Genomic DNA, 19,202 nt, shown 5'->3' on the forward strand with positions numbered 1-19,202 from the left:
GTCGACGGGCGGCTTTTTCTTTGGGCGCCGTGCACGGTCATCCATTCCCGCCGAACATCCGAGCCGACGAACACGTGGAGAGATTCCGATGACGCAGCAGCCACCACAGGACCCGGGCGCGCAGCCCTGCGTGCTCTACGCGCTCGACGAGGGCATCGCCACCCTCACGCTCAACCTGCCGGCCAAGCTCAACCCGCTGGCGATCGAACTGCAGCAGGAATTGCGCGCCCACCTCGAACGCATCCGCGACGACCGCGCCGTGCGCGCCCTGATCCTCACGGGCGCCGGCAAGGCCTTCTGCGTGGGCGCCGACCTCAGCGCGATGCGCCCGCCGCAGGACGGCAAGACGCTCGGCGACCAGACCGCCGAATGGATGCAGTCGCTGAGCAATCCGCTGATCGAGACGCTGCAATCGATGCCCACCCCCGTCGTGGCCGCCGTCAACGGCGCGGCCGCCGGTGCCGGCGTGGGCCTCGCGCTCGCGGCCGACATCACGCTGGCCGCGCGCAGCGCCTACTTCTACCTGCCCTTCCTGCCCAAGCTCGGCATCGTGCCGGACCTGGGCTGCACCTGGGCCATTCCGCACCGCGCCGGCCGGGCGCGCGCGATGGGCATGGCGCTGCTCGACGAGCGGCTCGGCGCCGGGCGCGCGGTGCAGTGGGGCCTGATCTGGGGCTGCGTGGACGACGAGAACCTGATGGCCGAGGCGCGCGAGACCGCGCAGCGCCTCGCGCGCCTGCCCGCGCATGCCGTGACCGAGGCGCGCGCCGCCTTCGCCGCGGCCGAGCGCCACACGCTGCCCGAGCAGCTGCACTACGAGAGCGAACGCCAGCGCGAGCTGATCGAGCGGTCGACCTTCCGCGAGGGCGTGAGCGCGTTCCTGCAGAAGCGCGCGCCGGAATTTCCGGGGCGCTGAGCGGCGCGCCTCAGTGCGGCCGCTGGTTGATCTCGTCCGCGCCGATCACCTCGACCACCAGCACCGGACCGGGACCGTCGAGGAAGTACTCGGTCGCCAAGGGCGCACGCAGCCGCAGGAAGCTGTTCTTGTCGGCCTGCATGGTATGGCCCGCACCCAGCTCGGCGCCGCTGTCGATCAGGTACCGCAGCACGTTGCTGAACATCTGGAAGTAGATCTCGCCCTCATGATGGCCTTCGGCCAGCACGGCGAGGTCGGCGTGGCCGAAGCGATCGGCGCCATAGGTGCGCATCCACACGCCCTGCACGCCCTCGACCTCGTACTTGACGAAGCCGCAATACAGCGCGGTCAGATCCAGGTAGCGCAGCAGCTCGATGCGATCGCCCTCGACCTCGGCATCGAACACCGCCGCGGGCAACGAGGTGCGTGCCGCTTCATTGAGCACCGCGAGCGCGCCGAGCCGGGCCAGCGCGCCGGCCACGGTCGCGAGCGCCACGTACTGCTCGAGCACCGAGGCCTCGTACCCCCCGTAGTAGAGGATCACATGGCCCCGGTGCGCGCGCACCTGCGCCTTCAGCGCTTGCGGATAGTGCGCAGGCGCCACGCAGTTCTCGAGCGCCTCGGCCTGCATCGGCGCGTCGAAGCCGACCATGCGCACCACGTGCTTCTTCCAGCCCGCCAACGCGATGAAGGGACCGGGATCGGGAGAGATCTCGCTGCGCGCATCGGCGGTCGAGGCATGGAAGCCGCGCAGTGCCTGGCCGAACGCGGCGATGTCGAGCTGCAGCGGCCGCGCGAACACCACGGTCAGCGCGATGGGGTTCTCGATGTCGGGATTCGCCGCCAGCGCGCCGACGTCATGGGCGTCATCGGCGTCGGCGTCGGCGGACTCGCTCTTGCGGCCGAAGAAGCGAGAAAAGATGCTCATGCATGAACTCCAGGCAGGGTCAGGTGTGCAACAAGATGGGCAGCGACGCGAGGCGATGCACGACGCTTTCATGCACACGGCGTAGGGTGCGAGGCTGCACGACGCACTGTAATCGCGGACGGTGACGACACGTGCCGGTTGGCCGCCCGACGGCGACTGCGCCAGAATGGCTCTCTCCTCTCCGCGCGAAGGAACCCCGCATGCCCACGAACCCCACCAACGCCTTCTACGCCCAGTCGGGCGGTGTCACCTCGGTCATCAATGCCTCGGCCTGCGGCGTGATCGAGACGGCGCGCCGGCATCCCGAGCGCATCGGCCGGGTCTACGCCGGTCGCAACGGCATCATCGGCGCGCTGACCGAGGACCTGATCGACACCGGCGCCGAGCCGGCCGAAGCCATCGCCGCGCTGCGCAGCACGCCCGCGGGCGCCTTCGGCTCCTGCCGCTACAAGCTCAAGTCGCTCGAGAAGAACCGGCGCGAGTACGAGCGGCTGATCGAGGTCTTCAAGGCGCACGGCATCGGCTACTTCTTCTACAACGGCGGCGGCGATTCGGCCGACACCTGCTTCAAGGTGAGCCAGCTCTCGCAGTCGATGGGCTATGCGCTGCAGGCCATCCACGTGCCCAAGACCATCGACAACGACCTGCCGCTGACCGACTGCTGCCCGGGCTTCGGCTCGGTCGCGAAGTACGTGGCGGTGTCCACGCTCGAGGCCTCGTTCGACGTGCGCTCGATGGCCGCCACCTCGACCAAGGTGTTCGTGCTCGAGGTGATGGGCCGGCACGCGGGCTGGATCGCGGCGGCCGGCGGCCTCGTGGCCGACCAGGGCATTCCGGTGGTGGTGCTGTTCCCCGAGATCGAGTTCGACAAGACACGCTTCCTCGCGCGCGTCGATGCGTTGGTGAAGCAGCACGGCTACTGCTCGGTGGTGGTGTCCGAGGGCTGCCACCATCCCGACGGCACCTTCCTCGCCGAGCAGGGCACGCGCGACGCCTTCGGCCATGCGCAGCTCGGCGGCGCGGCGCCCGTGGTGGCGCAGATGGTGAAGGACGCGCTGGGCCACAAGTTCCACTGGGCGGTGGCCGACTACCTGCAGCGCGCGGCGCGTCACATCGCCTCGGCCACCGACGTGCGCCAGGCCTACGAACTCGGGCAGCGCGCGGTCGAGCTCGCGCTCGAGGGCCACAACGCGGTGATGCCGACGATCGAACGCACCAGCGATGTGCCCTATGCCTACGCCATCGGCAGCGCGCCGCTGGCCTCGGTGGCCAACGTCGAGAAGCCGATGCCGCGCGATTTCATCTCCGACGACGGCTACGGCATCACCGAGAAATGCCGGCGCTACCTGCTGCCACTGATCGAGGGGGAGGACTACCCGGCCTACCGCGGCGGCCTGCCGGTCTATGCCACGCTGAACAACGTGGCGGTGCCGAAGAAGCTGCCGCCGTTCGAGCTCGCGTGATGGCGAACATGGTGCAGGCGGTCGACGCCACGCGCTGCCCGCTGTGCGGCGAGGCGAACCGCTGCGCGATGGAGATCGAGCGCGAGACCGGCCAGCCGCAGCCGCCGTGCTGGTGCATGGCGGTGGATTTCTCGCTGGCACCGCTCGAGCGCCTGCCCGAGGCGCTGCGCGGCCAGGCCTGCATCTGCGCGCGCTGCGCGGCGGGCGCTCAGGGCGACTGAACCGCGGGCTGGGCCGGCGCCTCGGCCGTCTGCCCTTGCGACTGCTGCTGTCCCTGCACCTGCGTCTGCTCCTGTCCCTGCTCCTGCGCTTCCGCCGCGGCCTCGGCCGCCGCCTCCACGTCCTGCGCCGTCACCAGCGAAGGCCCGCCATCGCCGCGCAGTTCGGTCACCACGCAGTGGATGAACTGCAGCTTGCCGACGGCGGTGCGCGGCAGCACGAAGGGATAGAAGTCGGGCTGGCCCATGCTGCGCGACAGCTCGTTGAGCACGTTGGTCAGCCGCACCCAGCTGTTGATGAAGTCGAGGAATTTCGCGGCCTCGGGATGCTCGGGCCGCCACAGGTCCTCGGGCGTAAACAGGTCGCTCGTGAGTTCGACGTTGGTGGCATCGACGCCGAAGCTCATCGCGGTGTCGGCCGAGTCGGCCATGTGCAGGTAGTGGGCCCAGGTCTCGGCCCAGTCCTCCCACGGATGCATGCTGGCGTAGCTGCTCACCAGGCGCTGCGCCCAGTCGGGCGGCGGGCCCTGGTTGTAGTGCTGCTGCAGCGCGGCGCCGTAGTCGGCGCGCTCGTCGCCGAACAGCGTGCGGAAGTCCTCGAGCCAGGCCGAGGGCAACACCAGCAGGTCCCAGTAGTAGTGGCCGATCTCGTGGCGGAAGTGGCCCACCAGCGTGCGATAGGGCTCGCGCATCTCGGTGCGGATGCGCTCGCGCACCGCGTCCTCGGCCTCCTCGGCATTGAGAGTGATGATGCCGGTGTCGTGGCCGGTCATCACGTGCGGGCCGCCCGGCACGTTGCTCAGGAAGTCGAAGGCCAGGCCGTGCACCGGATCGGCATGGCGGCTCACCACCGGCAGCCGCAGCGCGAGCAGTTGCGAGATCAGGCGCCGCTTGGCCTGCTCGAGCTTGCGCCAGAGTTCGTCGTTGCCGGCCACCGAGAGATCGGGAATGGTGCGCGTGACGCTGCAGGCCAGGCAGTAGCCGGGCGCGAGGCCGTGCGTGTCGGGCGCGAGCGCCTGGCCCGGGCGCGCCACCGGCACCATCCAGTTGCAGGCCGCGGGCGTCATCAGGTTGGCGCAGCGCCGGTAGGTCGGGCCCTGCGCATCACCGAAGATCGTGTAGCTGTCGGGCTCGGCGACGGCATTGCCGTTGGCGTCCTCGGCCGCGGCGGGCGCGAGCGGCACCACGCCGAGGCTGTCCTCCACGTAGCCCAGCGGCGTGTGGCAGGCCAGGCATTCGCTGTTGCGCAGGAACACGGGCCGACCGCACTGGCAGCGGTAGGCGCGCGTGACGGTGGGCGCGGCGAGCTCGGCGGCCAGGGTGGTCGCGCCCTCGGCGAACTCGGGCGTCGTTTCGTCGGTCGTCGCGGGGGGAGAGTGATCCATGGTCGTCTTTGTGTAATGTCGGCGGAGGGTCGGATGCGGGACAGCCCGGGCATTGTGGAGCCGCCTTCGATGCGGCCCGCCGCGCAAAGCCCGATATGCTTGTAGGACGACGGGCCCGGCATCGCCGACCTTCACGCCCGCCGCTCCCCCCACCGCCGATGACCCACCACGAGACGCCCGAAGCCGCCACGCCGGCCCCGACACCCGCCATGGGCCCGCTGCGCGCGCGCTACGGCGAACGCTACCGCTGGTACCTGCTGCTGTCGGTGATGGTGGGCACGATGGCCTCGATCATGTCCTCGACCATCGTCAACGTGGCGATCCCCGGCATGAGCCACCACTTCTCGCTGGGCCAGGAGCGCGCCCAGTGGGTGAGCTCGGGCTTCATGGTGGCGATGACGGTCTCGATGCTCACCACGCCCTGGCTGCTGGCGCGCTACGGCTACCGGCGCACCTACGTGGGCACCATGCTGCTGCTGCTGGCCGGTGGCGTCGCGGGCGGCATGGCCAACGATTTCTCGCTGGTGCTGCTGGCGCGCGTGGCCGAGGGCCTGGCCGCGGGCGTGGTGCAGCCGATCCCCGCGATCATCATCCTGCGGGCCTTCGAGCCCCACGAGCAGGGCCGCGCGAGCGGCATCTTCGGCATGGGCGTGGTGCTGGCGCCGGCCATCGGCCCGAGCATCGGCGGCGTGCTGGTCGACCTGTTCGGCTGGCGCTCGATCTTCTACATGGTGGTGCCGTTCTGCCTCGCTTCGCTGTGGCTGGCCTACAAGTTCGTGCCGACCACTGCACCCGGCGGCGCGGTCGCGGCGCGCAGCGGCGGGCTCGACGTGCGCGGCCTCGCGCTCGGCACCGTCGGCACGCTGTGCCTGCTCAACGGGCTGGTGGCGCTGCGCGGCGATTCGCCGCTCGAGGCGGCCGCGCTGCTGGGCGGCGCGCTGCTCTCGTTCGGCCTCTTCATCTGGTGGCAGCGGCGGCTGGCGGCCGCGGGCGGCACGCCGCTGATGAACCTCGCGCTGTTCGGCTACCGCCAGTTCGCGATGGGCAGCGTGGTCGCCTTCATCTACGGCACCGCGCTGTTCGGCTCCACCTACCTGCTGCCGGTCTACATGCAGGTCGGGCTGCACCTGTCGGCCTCGCACGTGGGCACGATCCTGCTGCCGGCCGGCTTCGTGCTGGCGGCCACCATCGCGGGCGTGGGCCGGCTGGCCGACCGGCAGCCGACCTGGGCGCTGGTGAGCATCGGGCTGGCGCTGCTGGCGGCCTCGTTCGCGCTGATGATGATGCTGCGCGCCGACAGCGCGCTGTGGCTGCTGGTGGCGTTCGCGATCGTCGGGCGCATCGGGCTGGGCTTCATCCTGCCCTCGCTGAACCTGGGCTCGATGCGGCCGCTGGCCAAGCCGCTGATCCCGCAGGGCGCGAGCGCGATCAACTTCGTGCGCATGCTCGGCGGCGCGGCCGGCGTGAGCCTGTGCGCGATCGTGCTCGAGTGGCGGCTGGCGGCGCACGGCGACTCGCTCGCCAACCCGCAGACCAGCCCGGCGCGGCTGGCGGCCTTCGACGAGGTGTTCGCGATGCTGGCCGGCCTGTGCGCGCTCGCGATCTGCGCGGCCTGGCAACTGCGCATCCGCGCGAATCCCGGCGACGCGCCCCGCAAGCCGGGGTAAACCCCTGCGGGCAAACACCCGCCCATCGATTTCAATTGTTATCAGTTGTATCGATTGGACGGTTTTCTCCCATGCATCGTCGGAACTTCATGGCCGCCTCGGCGGCCGCGGCCAGCCTTGGCCTTTTTTCCGTGGCCCGCGCAGCCGAGAACGGTGTCACCGACACCGAGGTGGTGCTCGGCCACACCGGCATCCTGAGCGGCCCGCTGGGCGCGCCGATCAAGGTGGTGATGGCCGGCGCGGGGCTGGCCTTCGACGCCGTCAACGCGCAGGGCGGCGTCTCGGGCCGCAAGATCCGGCTGGTGTCGCTCGACGACGAGCTGTCGCCCGAGAAGGCGGTGGCCAACTACGAGAAGCTGCTCGGCGAGCACCGCGCGTTCGCCTTCTTCGGCTGCGTCGGCTCGGCCACCACCGCGGCCGCGGCCAAGGTGCTGTCGCAAAGCGGCGCGCCGATGGTCGCGGGCTACGCGGTGTCGGATTCGGCGCGCGAGAAGGTCATGGGCTCGGGCTACTTCGTGCGCGCCACCTTCGCGCGCGAGGCGCAGGCGCTGGTGCAGCACCTCACGACCATCGGCGTGACGCGCATCGCCTCGGCCTGCCTCGACAACCCGGGCGGCGCCGAGGTCACGAAGCTGGTCGAGGCCGCGCTCGCGGCGCACCAGCTCAAGCCGGTGGCGGCGGTGGCGGTCAAGGGCGACGGCTCGACCAACGCCGCCATGGGCAAGGCGCTGGCCGACAGCAAGGCGCAGGCGGTGATCATGTACCTGGGCGGCGCCATCGGCGGCGAGGTGATGAAAAGCGCCTGGGACGCGGGTGGGCGCCAGATGTTCTACGGCATGTCGATCGTGCCGGGCGACGTCACGGCCAAGCTGGTGGGCGACAAGACCAGCGGGCTGGCGATCTCGCAGGTGGTGCCCTATCCCTGGAGCGAGGTCGAGCCGGTGGCGCGCGACTACCGCCAGCTCGCCGAGCGCGCCAAGGTCGACATCGGCTACCTGAGCTTCGAGGGCTACGTGAACGCGCTGGTGATGATCGAGTCGCTGCGCCGCGCCGGCCGCGACCTCACGCGCGCGCGGCTGCATGCGGCGCTCAAGGCGATGAAGCTGCGCATCGCCGGCATGGAGCTCGACTTCACCGGCGCCAGCAACACCGGCTCGCGCTTCATCGAGATGGTCCGCGTGACCAAGGAAGGCCGCTTCCTGCGCTGACGCGGAAGCAAACCCGGGCGCTCGGGTAAGCGGGGGCGGTGTCTAATGGCCCCCATGTGTCAATTGCTAGGGATGAACTGCAACACGCCGACCGACGTGACCTTCAGCTTCACGGGGTTCGCGCAGCGCGGTGGCCGCACCGACCACCACGCCGACGGCTGGGGCATCGCCTTCTTCGAGGACCGCGGCCTGCGCCATTTCGTCGACCACCAGCCGGCCTGCGAGTCGCCGGTGGCCGAGCTGATCCGGCGCTACCCGATCCAGAGCCGCAACGTCATCGCCCACATCCGCAAGGCCACCCAGGGCGAGGTCAATCTGCAGAACTGCCACCCCTTCGTGCGCGAGCTGTGGGGCCGCTATTGGGTGTTCGCGCACAACGGCGACCTGAAGGACTTCCGCCCGCGGCTGCACGGCAACTTCCACCCGGTGGGCAACACCGACAGCGAGCACGCCTTCTGCTGGCTGATGCAGGAGCTCGCGAAGTCGCATGCGGGCGTGCCGAGCGTCGAGGAGCTCACGCTGACCTTGCGCGAACTTGCGCCCCAGCTCGCGCGGCACGGCACCTTCAACTTCATGCTCTCGAACGGGCAGGCGCTCTGGGCCCATGCCTCCACCCACCTCTGGTACGTGGAGCGGCGCCATCCCTTCGTGACCGCGCAGCTGTCAGACGAGGACCTCGAGATCGACTTCGCCCAGCACACCACGCCCAACGACCGCGTCGCGGTGGTGGTGACGGCGCCGCTGACCACCAACGAGGAGTGGACCGCGTTCCAGCCGGGCGAGCTGCACGTATTCGTGGACGGGCGGCGCTCGGAGCGCTGAGGGGGCGGCGGCCCGGCGCGGCCGCTGCGGCAACGCCCAATTCGGTCTGGCAATGGCCCTGCCGATGAAACGTTTTTTCTGACACATTTTTGCAACACTGCAAGAAAGTATCGGCGGGCCGACAGAGTCCGTTAACAATAACGGTTCTCATTTGCGTGAAAAACGAACCGTCCATGTCCGCCTCCTCCGCCCTTCTCCGCGCCAGCCTTCGCCCGACCGTCGCCGCGACGCTGCTCGCCCTCCATGCCCTGACGGCCTCGGCGCAGAGCGCCGCGCCGGCACCGGCTGCCGCGACCGCTCCCACCGCCCCCGGCGCCGCGCTGGGCACCATCACCGTCGAAGCCAGCGCCGATGCCTCGGCCGAAGGGCTGACCAAGCCTTATGCGGGCGGCCAGGTCGCGCGCGGCGGACGGGTCGGCATCCTGGGCAACCAGGACATGATGTCGACGCCGTTCTCGGCCACCAGCTACACCGCCGACCTGATCCAGGACCAGCAGGCCAAGAGCGTGGCCGACGTGCTGCTCAACAATCCCTCGATCCGGCAGGCACGCGGCTTCGGCAACTTCCAGGAGCTCTACATGGTGCGCGGCTTCCAGCTGGGCTCCGACGACATCTCCTACAACGGCCTGTACGGCATGCTGCCTCGCCAGTACGTGGCGTCCGAGCTGTTCGAGCGCGTCGAGGTTTTCCTCGGCGCCAGCACCTTCCTCAACGGTGCGGCACCGGCCGGCAGCGGCATCGGCGGGGCGATCAACCTGCTGCCCAAGCGCGCGCCCAGCGATCCGATCACGCGCGTGAGCGCCGGCGTGCAGAGCGGCGGCCAGGGCTACGTGGCGGCCGACATCGCGCGCCGCTTCGGCCCCGACCAGAGCACCGGCATCCGCCTGAACGCCGTGCGCCGCGACGGTGGCACCGGCATCGACGACGAGAAGCGCGAACTCAGCGCGCTGGGCCTGGGCTTCGACTGGCGCAACCGCAACGTGCGCATTTCGGCCGACGTCGGCTTCCAGGACCACGAAATCCGCGGTGGCCGTCCCAACGTGACGCCGGCCTCCAACCTGCCGATCCCGCGCGCACCCGATGCCAGCAGCAACTACGCGCAGCCCTGGACCTACGCGAAGGAACGCGACACCTTCGCCACCGCGCGCGGCGAGGTCGACATCACCGACAACATCACGGCCTGGGCCGCCGCCGGCGTGCGCCGCGGCACGGAGTCGAATGTGCTGGCCAATCCCACCATCACCAATGCCTTCGGCAACTTGTCGAACTACCGCTTCGACAACGTGCGCAAGGACGAGGTCAGCACCGGCGAGATCGGCCTGCGCGGCAAGTTCCAGACCGGCCCGGTCGGCCACAACGTCACCGTCTCCGCAGCCATGTACGACAACAAGCGCCGCAACGCCTACGCGCTGTCGACCGTCGGGGGGATCTCGGACAACCTCTACGCGCACTACGACTCCTACATGCCGCTGACCACGACCAGCCCCACGGCCGGCGGCTTCCTGTCCAATCCGCTGGTCCAGGCGCGCTACCGCTCGAAGAGCATCGCGATCGCCGACACCATGTCCTTCCTCGACGACCGCCTGCTGGTCACGCTCGGCGCACGGCGCCAGAACATCGACCAGGACACCTACAACTACGGCACCGGCCTGCCCCAGAGCGACTACGAGGCGGCGCGCACGACGCCGGTGGCTGGCGTGGTGTTCAAAGCCACCAAGGAAGTCTCGGTCTACGCCAACTACATCGAGGCGCTGCTGCCGGGAGAGACCGCGCCGACCCGGACTTCGTCGGGCCTGCCGGTGACCAACGCAGGCACGGTGTTCGCCCCCTACCGCTCGAAGCAGAAGGAGATCGGCGTGAAGTACGACGGCGGCAGCCTGGGCGGCAGCCTCTCTGCCTTCTCGACCACCCAGCCACAATACTTCGTGCAAAACGGCACCTTCGGCGCCAACGGCGAGCAGCGCAACCAGGGCGTGGAACTCAACCTCTTCGGCGAACCCGTCAAGGGCCTGCGCGTGCTGGGTGGCCTGACCTGGCTCGATGCCGAACAGCGCCGCACCGCCAACGGCGCCACCGACGGCAAGACCGCCATCGGCGTGGCCAAGACCCAGCTCAACATCGGCGGCGAATGGGACGTTCCCGGCGTGCGCGGCCTGGCGCTCAATGCGCGCGTGATCCACACCACGAAGCAGTACGCCAATGCCGCCAACACGCAGGTCCTGCCCGCCTGGACCCGTGTCGACGCCGGCGTGCGCTACCTGATGGACATCGGCAACGGCCGCGCACTGACGCTGCGCGCACGCATCGACAACCTGTTCGACAAGTCGTACTGGGCCTCGACCGGCGGCTACCCGGGCTCGAACTACCTCGTGCTCGGCGCCCCGCGCACCTTCTCGGTCAGCGGCACCGTCGACTTCTGATCGCCGTATGACAAACGGCCCCGGCGGCGCATGACGCGTCGCCGGGGCCGTTGTCGTTGAGGGCTCGCCTCAGCCCGCCTGCTTCAGATGCGCCTCCAGCGCATCGACGAACATCGCCGGCACGTCGAACCCGGTCTGCTCCGTGATCTCCTGGAAGCAGGTCGGGCTGGTCACGTTGATCTCGGTCACCGAGTCGCCGATCACGTCGAGGCCGATCAGCAGCAGCCCGCGCGGCGCGAGCGCGCGGCCCACGATCTCGGCGATCTCGCGGTTGCGCGGCGTGAGCGGCTGGGCCACGCCCTTGCCGCCGGCCGCGAGGTTGCCGCGCACCTCGGTGCCCTGCGGGATGCGCGCCAGCACGAAGGGCGCGGGCTCGCCCGCGATGATCAGGATGCGCTTGTCGCCCTCGACCACGTCGGGCACGAAGCGCTGCACCATGATGGTCTCGGCGCCGTCCTTGTTGAGCGTCTCGACGATGGAGCCGAGGTTCAGCGCGTCCTGCTTCACGCGGAAGATGCCCATGCCGCCCATGCCGTCGAGCGGCTTCAGGATGATGTCGCCGTGCTGCGCATGGAAGTCGCGCACCGCCTGCGCGCTGCGCGTGACCAGCGTGGGCGCGGTGAACTGCGGAAACTCCATGATCGCGAGCTTCTCGGGATGGTCGCGCAGCGCGCGCGGCTTGTTCACCACGCGCGCGCCCTCGCGCTCGGCCTGCTCGAGCAGGTGGGTGGCGTAGATGTACTCGGCGTCGAAGGGCGGGTCCTTGCGCATCAGCACGGCGTCGAAATCGGCCAGCGCCTTGCTCTCGACGATGTCGACGGCGTACCAGTCCTTCGGGTCGCCGGTCAGCGTGACCTGGCGCACCGTGGCCGTGACCTTGCCGCCCGACACCCACTGCAGGTCCTGCGGCAGGCAGGCCGCGATGCGGTGGCCGCGGCGCTGGGCCTCGCGCATCATCGAGAAGGTGGTGTCCTTGTAGATCTTGAAGTGATCGAGCGGGTCGGCCACGAAGAGGATGTTTTTCATCAGGAAGTCTTTCCGGCGCCCGGCGGGGCCGCCATGTTGCTGCTGTCGGTCGCGATGTTGCCGGAAGCGGCGAGGCCCTGGCCGGCCGGGGCTTTTGGCGGGCCCGGCCGGTTGCCCAGCCGCTGCACCGCGAGCGCGAACGCGCCCGCCACCACGCCCCAGAAGGCCGAGCCGATGCCGGCGATGGTCACGCCCGAGAGCGTGACCAGGAAGGTGATCAGCGCGGCCTCGCGGTGCGGCTCGTCGCGCACCGCGGCCGCCAGTCCGCCGCCGATGGTGCCGAGCAGCGCGAGCCCCGCGATGGCCGCCACCAGCTCCTTCGGAAAGGCCGTGAGCAGCCCGGTCACGGCCGCGCCGAACAGGCCGATCACGACGTAGATCGCGCCGCAGCTCACGGCCGCGGTGTAGCGCCGCGCCGGGTCCTCGTGCGCTTCGCGGCCCATGCAGATCGCGGCGGTGATGGCGCTGAGGTTGAGCGCGAAGGCGCCGAAGGGCGCGAGCACCAGCGTGGTCAGGCCGCTGATCGTGATGAGCTTGCTGACTGGCAGCTCGCCGTAGCCGGCGGCGCGGATCGCCGCCACGCCCGGCAGGTTCTGCGAAGCCATGGTGACGACGAACAGCGGCAGCGCCAGGCTCACGATCGCCTGCCAGTGGAACACCGGCATGACGAACACCGGCCAGGTCAGCGAGACATGCACCGCCGACCAGGCGAGCTCGCCGCGCGCGGCCGCGAAGGCGATCGCCACCAGCAGCGTGAGCGGCACCGCATAGCGCGGCAGCCAGCGCTTGCCCACGAGGTAGGTGGCCAGCATCAGCAGCACCAGCGGCAGCGCGGTCTGCGCCGCGGTGAAGGCCGCGAGTCCGAAGCGCGCGAGCACGCCGGCCAGCAGCGCCGAGGCGATGGCCATCGGGATCCGGTTCATCACGCGCTCGAACCAGCCGGTGGCGCCGGCCAGCACGATCAGCAGCGCGCAGACGACGAAGGCGCCGACCGCCTCGCCCATGCCATGGCCCGCGCCGGCCACCGCCAGCACCGCGGCGCCGGGCGTGCTCCAGGCGATCATCACGGGCTTGCGCCACCACAGCGAGGGCAGCACCGAGGCCAGCCCCATGCCGATGCCCAGCGCCCACATCCACGAGGCCACCATCTCGGGCGTGGCGCCGAAGGCCTGCGCGGCCTGGAACACGATGGCCACCGAACTCGTGAAACCGACGAGCACCGCGACGAAGCCGGCGGTGAAGGCGGAAAGGCTCAGGTCCTTGAAGAAACGCATCGCGCGATTGTGCCGGGCCGCCCGCGCCGGCTCGCCTCGGCCGAACGATGGTCAACAATTTTCGATCGATATGTCGACCATCGGGCACGCACCTTGCAGGCGGCCTGGGCATGACGACACGCTGGCCCGAACTGCTGCCCTCGCACGACCGCTTCGACTACCGGCCGATCACGCGCCGGCCCGACTACCGCTGGCCCAACGGCGCGCGGCTCGCGGTCTACCTCGGCTTCAACCTCGAGCACTTCGCCTTCGGCGACGGGCTGGGCGCCTGCCTCGGCCCGGCCTCGCCGCAGCCCGACGTGCTCAACCACGGCTGGCGCGAGTACGGCAACCGCGTGGGCGCCTGGCGCTGCCTCGAGCTGTTCGACGCGCTCGGGCTGCCCACGGGCGCGCTGGTCAACACCGCCCTGTACGACCACTGCCCGGAACTGGTGCAGGCGGTGGTGGCGCGCGGCGACGAGCTGATCGGCCATGGCCACAGCAATGCCGAGCGTCAGGGCGCGCTCGGCGAAGACCACGAGCGCGCGCTGCTGGTGCGCTGCCGCGAACGCATGGCGCGCGAGAGCGGGCAGGCGCCCGCGGGCTGGCTGTCGCCGTGGATCTCCGAGAGCCCGCTGACGCCCGACCTGCTGGCCGAGACCGGCTACGGCTACACGCTCAACTGGTGCCACGACGACCAGCCGGTGCGCATGCGCACGCGCGGCGGCGGCGCGATCTGGTCGGTGCCCTATCCGCAGGAGCTCAACGACATCCCGATGATCGTGGGCCGGCTGATGGACGCGAAGGACTTCTGCGCGATGGTGCTCGACAACTTCGAGGAGATGCTGCTGCAATCGCGCACCCAGCCGCTGGTGATGGGCCTCGCGCTGCATCCCTACATCGTGGGCCAGCCCTACCGGCTGCGCCATCTGCGCGGCGTGTTGACGCAGCTGGCGCTCGCGCGCGATCGCGGCGATATCTGGTTCACCACGCCCGGCGCGATCGCCGCGCACATGGCGCGGCTCGCGCAGGAACGGTCGGACGACTTCCGCTGAGGCGCGCGGGCCGGCCTCGCTCAGATCTCGATCTTCGACCCCAGCTCCACCACCGCGTTGTTCGGCAGCCCCAGGAAGGCCGCCGCGCCGCTCGCGTTGTGGTGCATCTGCGCGAACAGCTTCTCGCGCCAGGGTGCCATGCCGCTGCCCAGCGTGGGGATCACGACGTCGCGCGAGAGAAAGTAGCTGGTCAGCATCGGCTCGAGCTGGCAACCGCGCAGGCGCGCGTTGTCGAGCGCGCGCGGCAGGTCGATGTCGTTCTTGAAGCCGTAGTGCACGATCACCTGCCAGCAATGGCGGCCCAGCGGCTCGATCTCGATGCGCTTGTCCATCGGGATCCACGGCACCTCGTGGTTGCGCACGGTGACGAACAGGTTCTGCTCGTGCAGCACCTTGTTGTGCTTGAGGTTGTGCAGCAGCGCATTGGGCACCACGCCGGGCTCGGCCGTGAGGAACACGGCGGTGCCGTCCACGCGCACCGGCGGATTCTCGAACACCGAATCGAGGAAGGCCTTCAGCTCGATCGCATCGGAGCGCTGCACCTCGCCCATGAGGCGGCGCCCTTCCTTCCAGGTGATCATGAGCACGAACACCGCGCCGCCGATCACCAGCGGGAACCAGCCGCCCTCGGGCAGCTTGAGCAGGTTCGACGCGAAGAACATGAAGTCGATGAAGAAGAAGGCCGCGGTCGAGGCGATGCACAGCGCCAGCGGCAGCTTCCAGGCGTAGCGGATCACGAAGAAGGTCAGCACCGTGGTGATCAGCATGTCGGTGGTGACGGCGATGCCGTAGGCCGCGGCCAGGCTGCTCGAGGAGCGGAACATGACCACCGCCAGCACGATCGCCACGAACAGGCCCCAGTTGACCAGCGGGATGTAGATCTGGCCGGCCGTGCGCACGCTGGTGTGCTCGATGTTCAGGCGCGGCAGGTAGCCGAGCTGGATCACCTGGCGCGTGACGCTGAAGGCACCGGTGATGAGGGCCTGCGAGGCGATCACCGTGGAGGCGGTGGCCAGCAGCACCAGCGGGATCAGCGCCCACTCGGGCGCCATCATGAAGAACGGGTTCTTCACCGCCTCGGGGTTGGCCAGGAGCAGCGCGCCCTGGCCGAAGTAGTTGAGGATCAGCGCCGGCATCACCACGGTGAACCAGGCGATGCGGATCGGCGCCTTGCCGAAGTGGCCGAGGTCGGCGTACAGCGCCTCGGCGCCGGTCACGCACAGCACGATGGCGCCCAGCAGGATGAAGCTGGTGCCGGGGTTGTCCCAGATGAACTTGAGCGCATAGAACGGGCTCAGGGCCTTCAGGATCTCGGGGTGGTCGACGATGTGCCACACGCCGAGCACCGCCAGCGCGAGGAACCACACCACCGTGATCGGCCCGAAGAAGCGGCCGATGCCCGCGGTGCCGTGCTTCTGCACCGCGAACAGGCAGAACAGCACCACCAGGGTGATCGGGATCACGTAGTGCTTGAAGTGCGGCGACACCACCTCCAGGCCCTCGACCGCCGACAGCACCGAGATCGCCGGCGTGATGACCCCGTCGCCGTAGAACAGCGAGGTGCCGAAGATGCCGATCACCAGCAGCAGGTGGCGCAGCCGCGGCTTGTCGGCCACGGCGCGCGAGGCCAGCGCCAGCATCGCGACCAGGCCGCCCTCGCCCTCGTTGTCGGCACGCAGCACGAGCACCACGTACTTGAGCGAGACGATGGTGGTGAGCGTCCAGACGAACATCGAGAGGATGCCGTAGACGTTCTCGACGGTGAAGGGAACGTGGCCGTGGCCGAAGACTTCCTTGACGGCATACAGCACGCTGGTGCCGATGTCGCCATAGACGACGCCGATGGCGCCGACGATCAGGCCGGCGGAGAGGGATTTGGGGGCTGACACGAGGTCGATGGGAAAAGGGCCGGCGGCTCGCGATGACGACGCATCAGGTATGCCAGGGGGCGCGCATCGGCGGACGGTGGCATCCGTCGCGCCTCGATCCTCGCCCTCGCCGCCCTTTGATTTCCGTTGCTGTGGGGCCGCTATTCTGCCGTCACCCGCGCGGGCCGCAAACACGGCGCGCGGTGGGGGTCATTCGTAGACTTCGGCGTCCGGGTCGGTGGCTTCCATCTCGTAGCTGGCGGCGACCATCGCGAGCCGGCCGACCACGCCGTACATGTAGAAGCGGTTGGGCGCGCTGGCGCCGGGCTTGGCGCCGGGCTGCGGCAGGTGCGCGCTCTCGGAGAAGGCCAGCGGCACGAAGCTCGCGCCGGGCAGCTTGAGGTTCTCGTCGGGCGCACTGTCGGCATGCACGCGGTAGAAGCCGCCGACCACGTAGCGGTCCATCATGTAGACCACGGGCTCGGCCACGCCGTTGTGCACACGCTCGTTGGTCAGCACGCCTTCCTGCACGATGATCTCGCCGGGCTCGCGGGCACCGGCCGGCCGGGCCGCCGCGGCGCGCACCTTGCCCGCCAGGCCCTCGACCTCCTTGGCGTCGCGCACCGTCAGCACGCGCGGGCCCTCGGCGCCGCTCTGGCCCTTGACCACCACGAAGGGCTTCTCGTTGATGCCGTATTCCTTGTACTTGCGGCGCACCTTGGTCAGCACCGCGTCGACGTGGCTGGTCAGCACGTCGAGGCCGCGGCCCTCGGCCAGATCGACGCCGTCGGCGCGTGCGTAGATCGGGTTGATGAGCCAGGGATCGATGCCCAGCAGCTTGCCGAAGCGCTTGGACAGTTCCTCGTAGCTGTGCAGGTGGTTGCTCTTGCGGCGCACCGACCAGCCCGCGTGCAGCGGCGGTAACAGGTACTGCTCGTGCAGGTCCTCGAGGATGCCCGGCGTGCCCGCCGAGAGCGAGTTGTTCAGCAGGATGGTGCAGGGGTCGAAGTTCTTCAGGCCCAGGCGGCGCTTGGTGCGCACCACCGGCTCGAGCGTGACGGTGTCGCCGTGCGGCAGCTCGATCTTCTTGGGCGACTTGATCGCCGGATCGATCGAGCCCACGCGCACGTTGAGCCCGGCCATGTGGAAGATCCGCACCATCTGCGCCACGTTGGCCAGGTAGAAGGTGCTGTTCTTGGCGTTGTTCTCGGGAATCACCAGCAGGTTGCGCGCCTCGGGACAGATCTTCTCGATCGCGGCCTGCGCGGCCTGCACCGCCAGCGGCAGCATTTCCTTGGTGAGGTTGTTCCAGCCGCCGGGAAAGAGGTTGGTGTCGACCGGTGCCAGCTTGAAGCCCGCGTTGCGGATGTCGACCGCGCTGTAGAACGGCGGCGTGTGCTCCATCCATTCGAGCCGGAACCAGCGCTCGATGGCGGGCATCGAGTCGAGCACCCGCTGCTCCAGTTCGTTGATCGGGCCGGTCAGGGCTGTGACGAGATGCGGAACCATGCGGCGGCCTTCTTTGTTTTCTACTTAAAGGTATGCGGGATTCTAGGATTTGGGGACGCGCCCCCCGATGACAAGCACCACGGCCTACGTGGAATCCACACGCACCACCGACGCGAAGGGCACCGGACGGCGCCCGTCGCGCCCCCTCAGGTCCGGACTTCGCCCTGCCCCAGCACCACGTACTTGAGCGAGGTCAGCCCTTCGATGCCCACCGGTCCGCGGGCGTGGAACTTGTCGGTGCTGATGCCGATTTCGGCCCCCAGGCCGAACTCGAAACCATCGGCGAAGCGTGTGCTCGCATTGACCATGACGCTGGCCGAATCGACCTCGCGCAGGAAACGCTGGGCATTCACGTGGTCGCGCGTGACGATCGCGTCGGTGTGGTGGCTCGAGTAGTGGTTGATGTGCGCGATGGCCTCCTCGAGGCCCGCCACCACCTTGATGCTGATCACCGCGGCCAGGTATTCCTCGGACCAGTCGGATTCGACCGCATCCACCACCTTTGCTCCCGGATCGATAGCACCATCGGCGCGCAGGATCTGGGCCGCGGCCGGATCGCAGCGCATCTCGACGCCCTTGGCGGCGAAGATGGCGCCGATCTTCGGCAGGAAGTCCTCGGCCACCGAGGCCGCCACCAGCAGGCCTTCGGCGGCGTTGCAGGGGCTGTACTTCTGGGTCTTGGCGTTGTCGACGATGCGCAGCGCCATGCCGAACTCGGCCGTGTCGTCGACGTAGACGTGGCAATTGCCGTCCAGGTGCTTGATGACCGGCACCTTGGCGTCGCGGCTGATGCGCTCGATCAGGCCCTTGCCGCCGCGCGGAATGATCACGTCGACGAACTGGGGCATCGCGATCAGCTGGCCGACGGCCTCGCGGTCGGTGGTCTGCACCAGCTGCACCGCCTCGACCGGCAGGCCGGCCTCGGCCAGCGCCTCGGACACCAGCAGCGCCAGCGCCTTGTTCGATTCGATGGCCTCCGAGCCGCCGCGCAGGATGGCGGCGTTGCCCGACTTGATCGCCAGGCTCGCGGCCTCGATGGTCACGTTGGGACGGCTCTCGTAGATCATGCCGAAGACGCCGATCGGCACGCGCATCTGGCCGACGCGGATGCCGCTGGGCTGCTGCTTCATGCCGATGATCTCGCCGATCACGTCGGCCATGCCCGCGAGCTGCTCGCAGCCGAGGGCGACGGTCTCGATCACCTTGGGCCCGAGCTTCAGGCGATCGACCATCGGGGCCGACAGGCCGGCGGCCGTGGCGCGCTCGAGGTCCTTCTGGTTGGCCGTGGCGAGCACCGCGCCGGCTTCGCGCAGGCGCCGGGCCAGCGCCTTCAACGCTACGTTTTTGGTAGCTGCATCCGCTCGCGCCATGAGGGCGGCGGCCGTTTTTGCCTGCAGACCCAGGGTCTGCATGTGTTCGCTGACATTGAACGCGTTCATGGCCGGCATTTTCCCACGCCAACCC

General features: G+C 69.4%; 14 protein-coding genes and 1 pseudogene. 8 read left to right on the forward strand and 7 right to left on the reverse strand.

The window, feature by feature from the left end:
• Positions 1 to 88: 88 nt before the first annotated feature.
• Positions 89 to 916 carry an enoyl-CoA hydratase-related protein gene (locus tag AC07RV_RS36910; RefSeq protein WP_296781734.1) on the forward strand — a complete coding sequence of 276 codons (828 nt, stop codon included), beginning with the start codon at positions 89 to 91 and terminating at the stop codon, positions 914 to 916.
• Positions 917 to 926: 10 nt separating this feature from the next.
• Here the strand turns inward: AC07RV_RS36910 and AC07RV_RS36915 are convergent, their stop codons facing one another.
• Positions 927 to 1,844: a DUF4261 domain-containing protein gene (locus AC07RV_RS36915; protein ID WP_296781735.1), complete on the reverse strand. Its 918-nt coding sequence runs from the start codon at positions 1,842 to 1,844 to the stop codon at positions 927 to 929.
• 200 nt (positions 1,845 to 2,044) lie between these two features.
• Between AC07RV_RS36915 and AC07RV_RS36920 the strand changes: the two genes are divergently transcribed.
• Positions 2,045 to 3,307, forward strand: a complete 1,263-nt coding sequence (locus tag AC07RV_RS36920) for a 6-phosphofructokinase (RefSeq protein WP_296781736.1) — start codon at positions 2,045 to 2,047, stop codon at positions 3,305 to 3,307.
• On the forward strand, positions 3,307 to 3,528 hold the full coding sequence (locus tag AC07RV_RS36925) for a cysteine-rich CWC family protein (protein WP_296781737.1): 222 nt from the start codon (positions 3,307 to 3,309) through the stop codon (positions 3,526 to 3,528). Before AC07RV_RS36920 ends, AC07RV_RS36925 begins: the two co-directional genes overlap by 1 nt.
• Here the strand turns inward: AC07RV_RS36925 and AC07RV_RS36930 are convergent.
• On the reverse strand, positions 3,516 to 4,910 hold the full coding sequence (locus AC07RV_RS36930; protein ID WP_296781738.1) for a zinc-binding metallopeptidase family protein: 1,395 nt from the start codon (positions 4,908 to 4,910) through the stop codon (positions 3,516 to 3,518). The two genes, AC07RV_RS36925 and AC07RV_RS36930, sit on opposite strands and share 13 nt — an antisense overlap.
• Positions 4,911 to 5,068: 158 nt before the next feature.
• On the opposite strand from AC07RV_RS36930, the gene AC07RV_RS36935 reads away from it, so the two are divergent.
• The 4 genes from AC07RV_RS36935 to AC07RV_RS36950 all read left to right on the forward strand — a co-directional run bounded on the left by AC07RV_RS36935 (position 5,069) and on the right by AC07RV_RS36950 (position 11,027).
• Positions 5,069 to 6,577: an MFS transporter gene (locus AC07RV_RS36935; protein WP_296781739.1), complete on the forward strand. Its 1,509-nt coding sequence runs from the start codon at positions 5,069 to 5,071 to the stop codon at positions 6,575 to 6,577.
• A 131-nt stretch (positions 6,578 to 6,708) separates the two neighbouring features.
• Entirely contained in the window at positions 6,709 to 7,785 is a 1,077-nt protein-coding gene (locus AC07RV_RS36940; RefSeq protein ID WP_296781740.1) for an ABC transporter substrate-binding protein, read from the forward strand.
• Between the two features lie 54 nt (positions 7,786 to 7,839).
• Positions 7,840 to 8,607 (forward strand): class II glutamine amidotransferase, encoded by a 768-nt coding sequence (locus tag AC07RV_RS36945; RefSeq protein ID WP_296781741.1) that lies wholly within the window; start codon positions 7,840 to 7,842, stop codon positions 8,605 to 8,607.
• A gap of 173 nt (positions 8,608 to 8,780) precedes the next feature.
• The gene (locus tag AC07RV_RS36950; RefSeq protein WP_296781742.1) at positions 8,781 to 11,027 is read left to right on the forward strand and encodes a TonB-dependent receptor; all 2,247 of its coding nucleotides are present in this window, start codon (positions 8,781 to 8,783) and stop codon (positions 11,025 to 11,027) included.
• A gap of 69 nt (positions 11,028 to 11,096) precedes the next feature.
• Here the strand turns inward: AC07RV_RS36950 and gshB are convergent, their stop codons facing one another.
• Positions 11,097 to 12,053 carry a glutathione synthase gene (gshB, locus tag AC07RV_RS36955; protein ID WP_296781743.1) on the reverse strand — a complete coding sequence of 319 codons (957 nt, stop codon included), beginning with the start codon at positions 12,051 to 12,053 and terminating at the stop codon, positions 11,097 to 11,099.
• Positions 12,053 to 13,330 (reverse strand): annotated as a pseudogene (locus tag AC07RV_RS36960) (benzoate/H(+) symporter BenE family transporter); the annotation flags it as partial. The pseudogene AC07RV_RS36960 and the gene gshB, both read right to left, overlap by 1 nt.
• A gap of 107 nt (positions 13,331 to 13,437) precedes the next feature.
• Between AC07RV_RS36960 and AC07RV_RS36965 the strand changes: the two are divergent.
• Positions 13,438 to 14,361 (forward strand): polysaccharide deacetylase family protein, encoded by a 924-nt coding sequence (locus AC07RV_RS36965; RefSeq protein ID WP_296781744.1) that lies wholly within the window; start codon positions 13,438 to 13,440, stop codon positions 14,359 to 14,361.
• A 20-nt stretch (positions 14,362 to 14,381) separates the two neighbouring features.
• Here AC07RV_RS36965 and AC07RV_RS36970 read toward each other — a convergent pair whose 3' ends face one another.
• From AC07RV_RS36970 to AC07RV_RS36980, 3 genes are all read right to left on the reverse strand, one after another.
• Complete coding sequence (locus AC07RV_RS36970; protein ID WP_093350542.1) at positions 14,382 to 16,250, reverse strand: potassium transporter Kup; 1,869 nt, start codon at positions 16,248 to 16,250, stop codon at positions 14,382 to 14,384.
• Between the two features lie 189 nt (positions 16,251 to 16,439).
• Positions 16,440 to 17,738: a glutamate--cysteine ligase gene (gene gshA, locus AC07RV_RS36975; RefSeq protein WP_093350539.1), complete on the reverse strand. Its 1,299-nt coding sequence runs from the start codon at positions 17,736 to 17,738 to the stop codon at positions 16,440 to 16,442.
• A gap of 146 nt (positions 17,739 to 17,884) precedes the next feature.
• On the reverse strand, positions 17,885 to 19,177 hold the full coding sequence (locus AC07RV_RS36980) for a glutamate-5-semialdehyde dehydrogenase (protein WP_208513422.1): 1,293 nt from the start codon (positions 19,175 to 19,177) through the stop codon (positions 17,885 to 17,887).
• Between the last annotated feature and the right edge of the window lie 25 nt (positions 19,178 to 19,202).

It is taken from the genome of Variovorax sp. GW821-FHT09B01, from assembly GCF_059418345.1.

Coding starts and splice junctions, on each gene's coding strand:
- AC07RV_RS36910 (WP_296781734.1), top strand. CDS start 89: ATGACGCAGCAGCCACCACAGGACCCGGGCGCGCAGCCCTGCGTGCTC.
- AC07RV_RS36930 (WP_296781738.1), bottom strand. CDS start 4,910: ATGGATCACTCTCCCCCCGCGACGACCGACGAAACGACGCCCGAGTTC.
- AC07RV_RS36935 (WP_296781739.1), top strand. CDS start 5,069: ATGACCCACCACGAGACGCCCGAAGCCGCCACGCCGGCCCCGACACCC.
- gshB (WP_296781743.1), bottom strand. CDS start 12,053: ATGAAAAACATCCTCTTCGTGGCCGACCCGCTCGATCACTTCAAGATC.
- AC07RV_RS36980 (WP_208513422.1), bottom strand. CDS start 19,177: ATGAACGCGTTCAATGTCAGCGAACACATGCAGACCCTGGGTCTGCAG.
- AC07RV_RS36925 (WP_296781737.1), top strand. CDS start 3,307: ATGGCGAACATGGTGCAGGCGGTCGACGCCACGCGCTGCCCGCTGTGC.
- AC07RV_RS36945 (WP_296781741.1), top strand. CDS start 7,840: ATGTGTCAATTGCTAGGGATGAACTGCAACACGCCGACCGACGTGACC.
- AC07RV_RS36920 (WP_296781736.1), top strand. CDS start 2,045: ATGCCCACGAACCCCACCAACGCCTTCTACGCCCAGTCGGGCGGTGTC.
- AC07RV_RS36915 (WP_296781735.1), bottom strand. CDS start 1,844: ATGAGCATCTTTTCTCGCTTCTTCGGCCGCAAGAGCGAGTCCGCCGAC.
- gshA (WP_093350539.1), bottom strand. CDS start 17,738: ATGGTTCCGCATCTCGTCACAGCCCTGACCGGCCCGATCAACGAACTG.
- AC07RV_RS36950 (WP_296781742.1), top strand. CDS start 8,781: ATGTCCGCCTCCTCCGCCCTTCTCCGCGCCAGCCTTCGCCCGACCGTC.
- AC07RV_RS36965 (WP_296781744.1), top strand. CDS start 13,438: ATGACGACACGCTGGCCCGAACTGCTGCCCTCGCACGACCGCTTCGAC.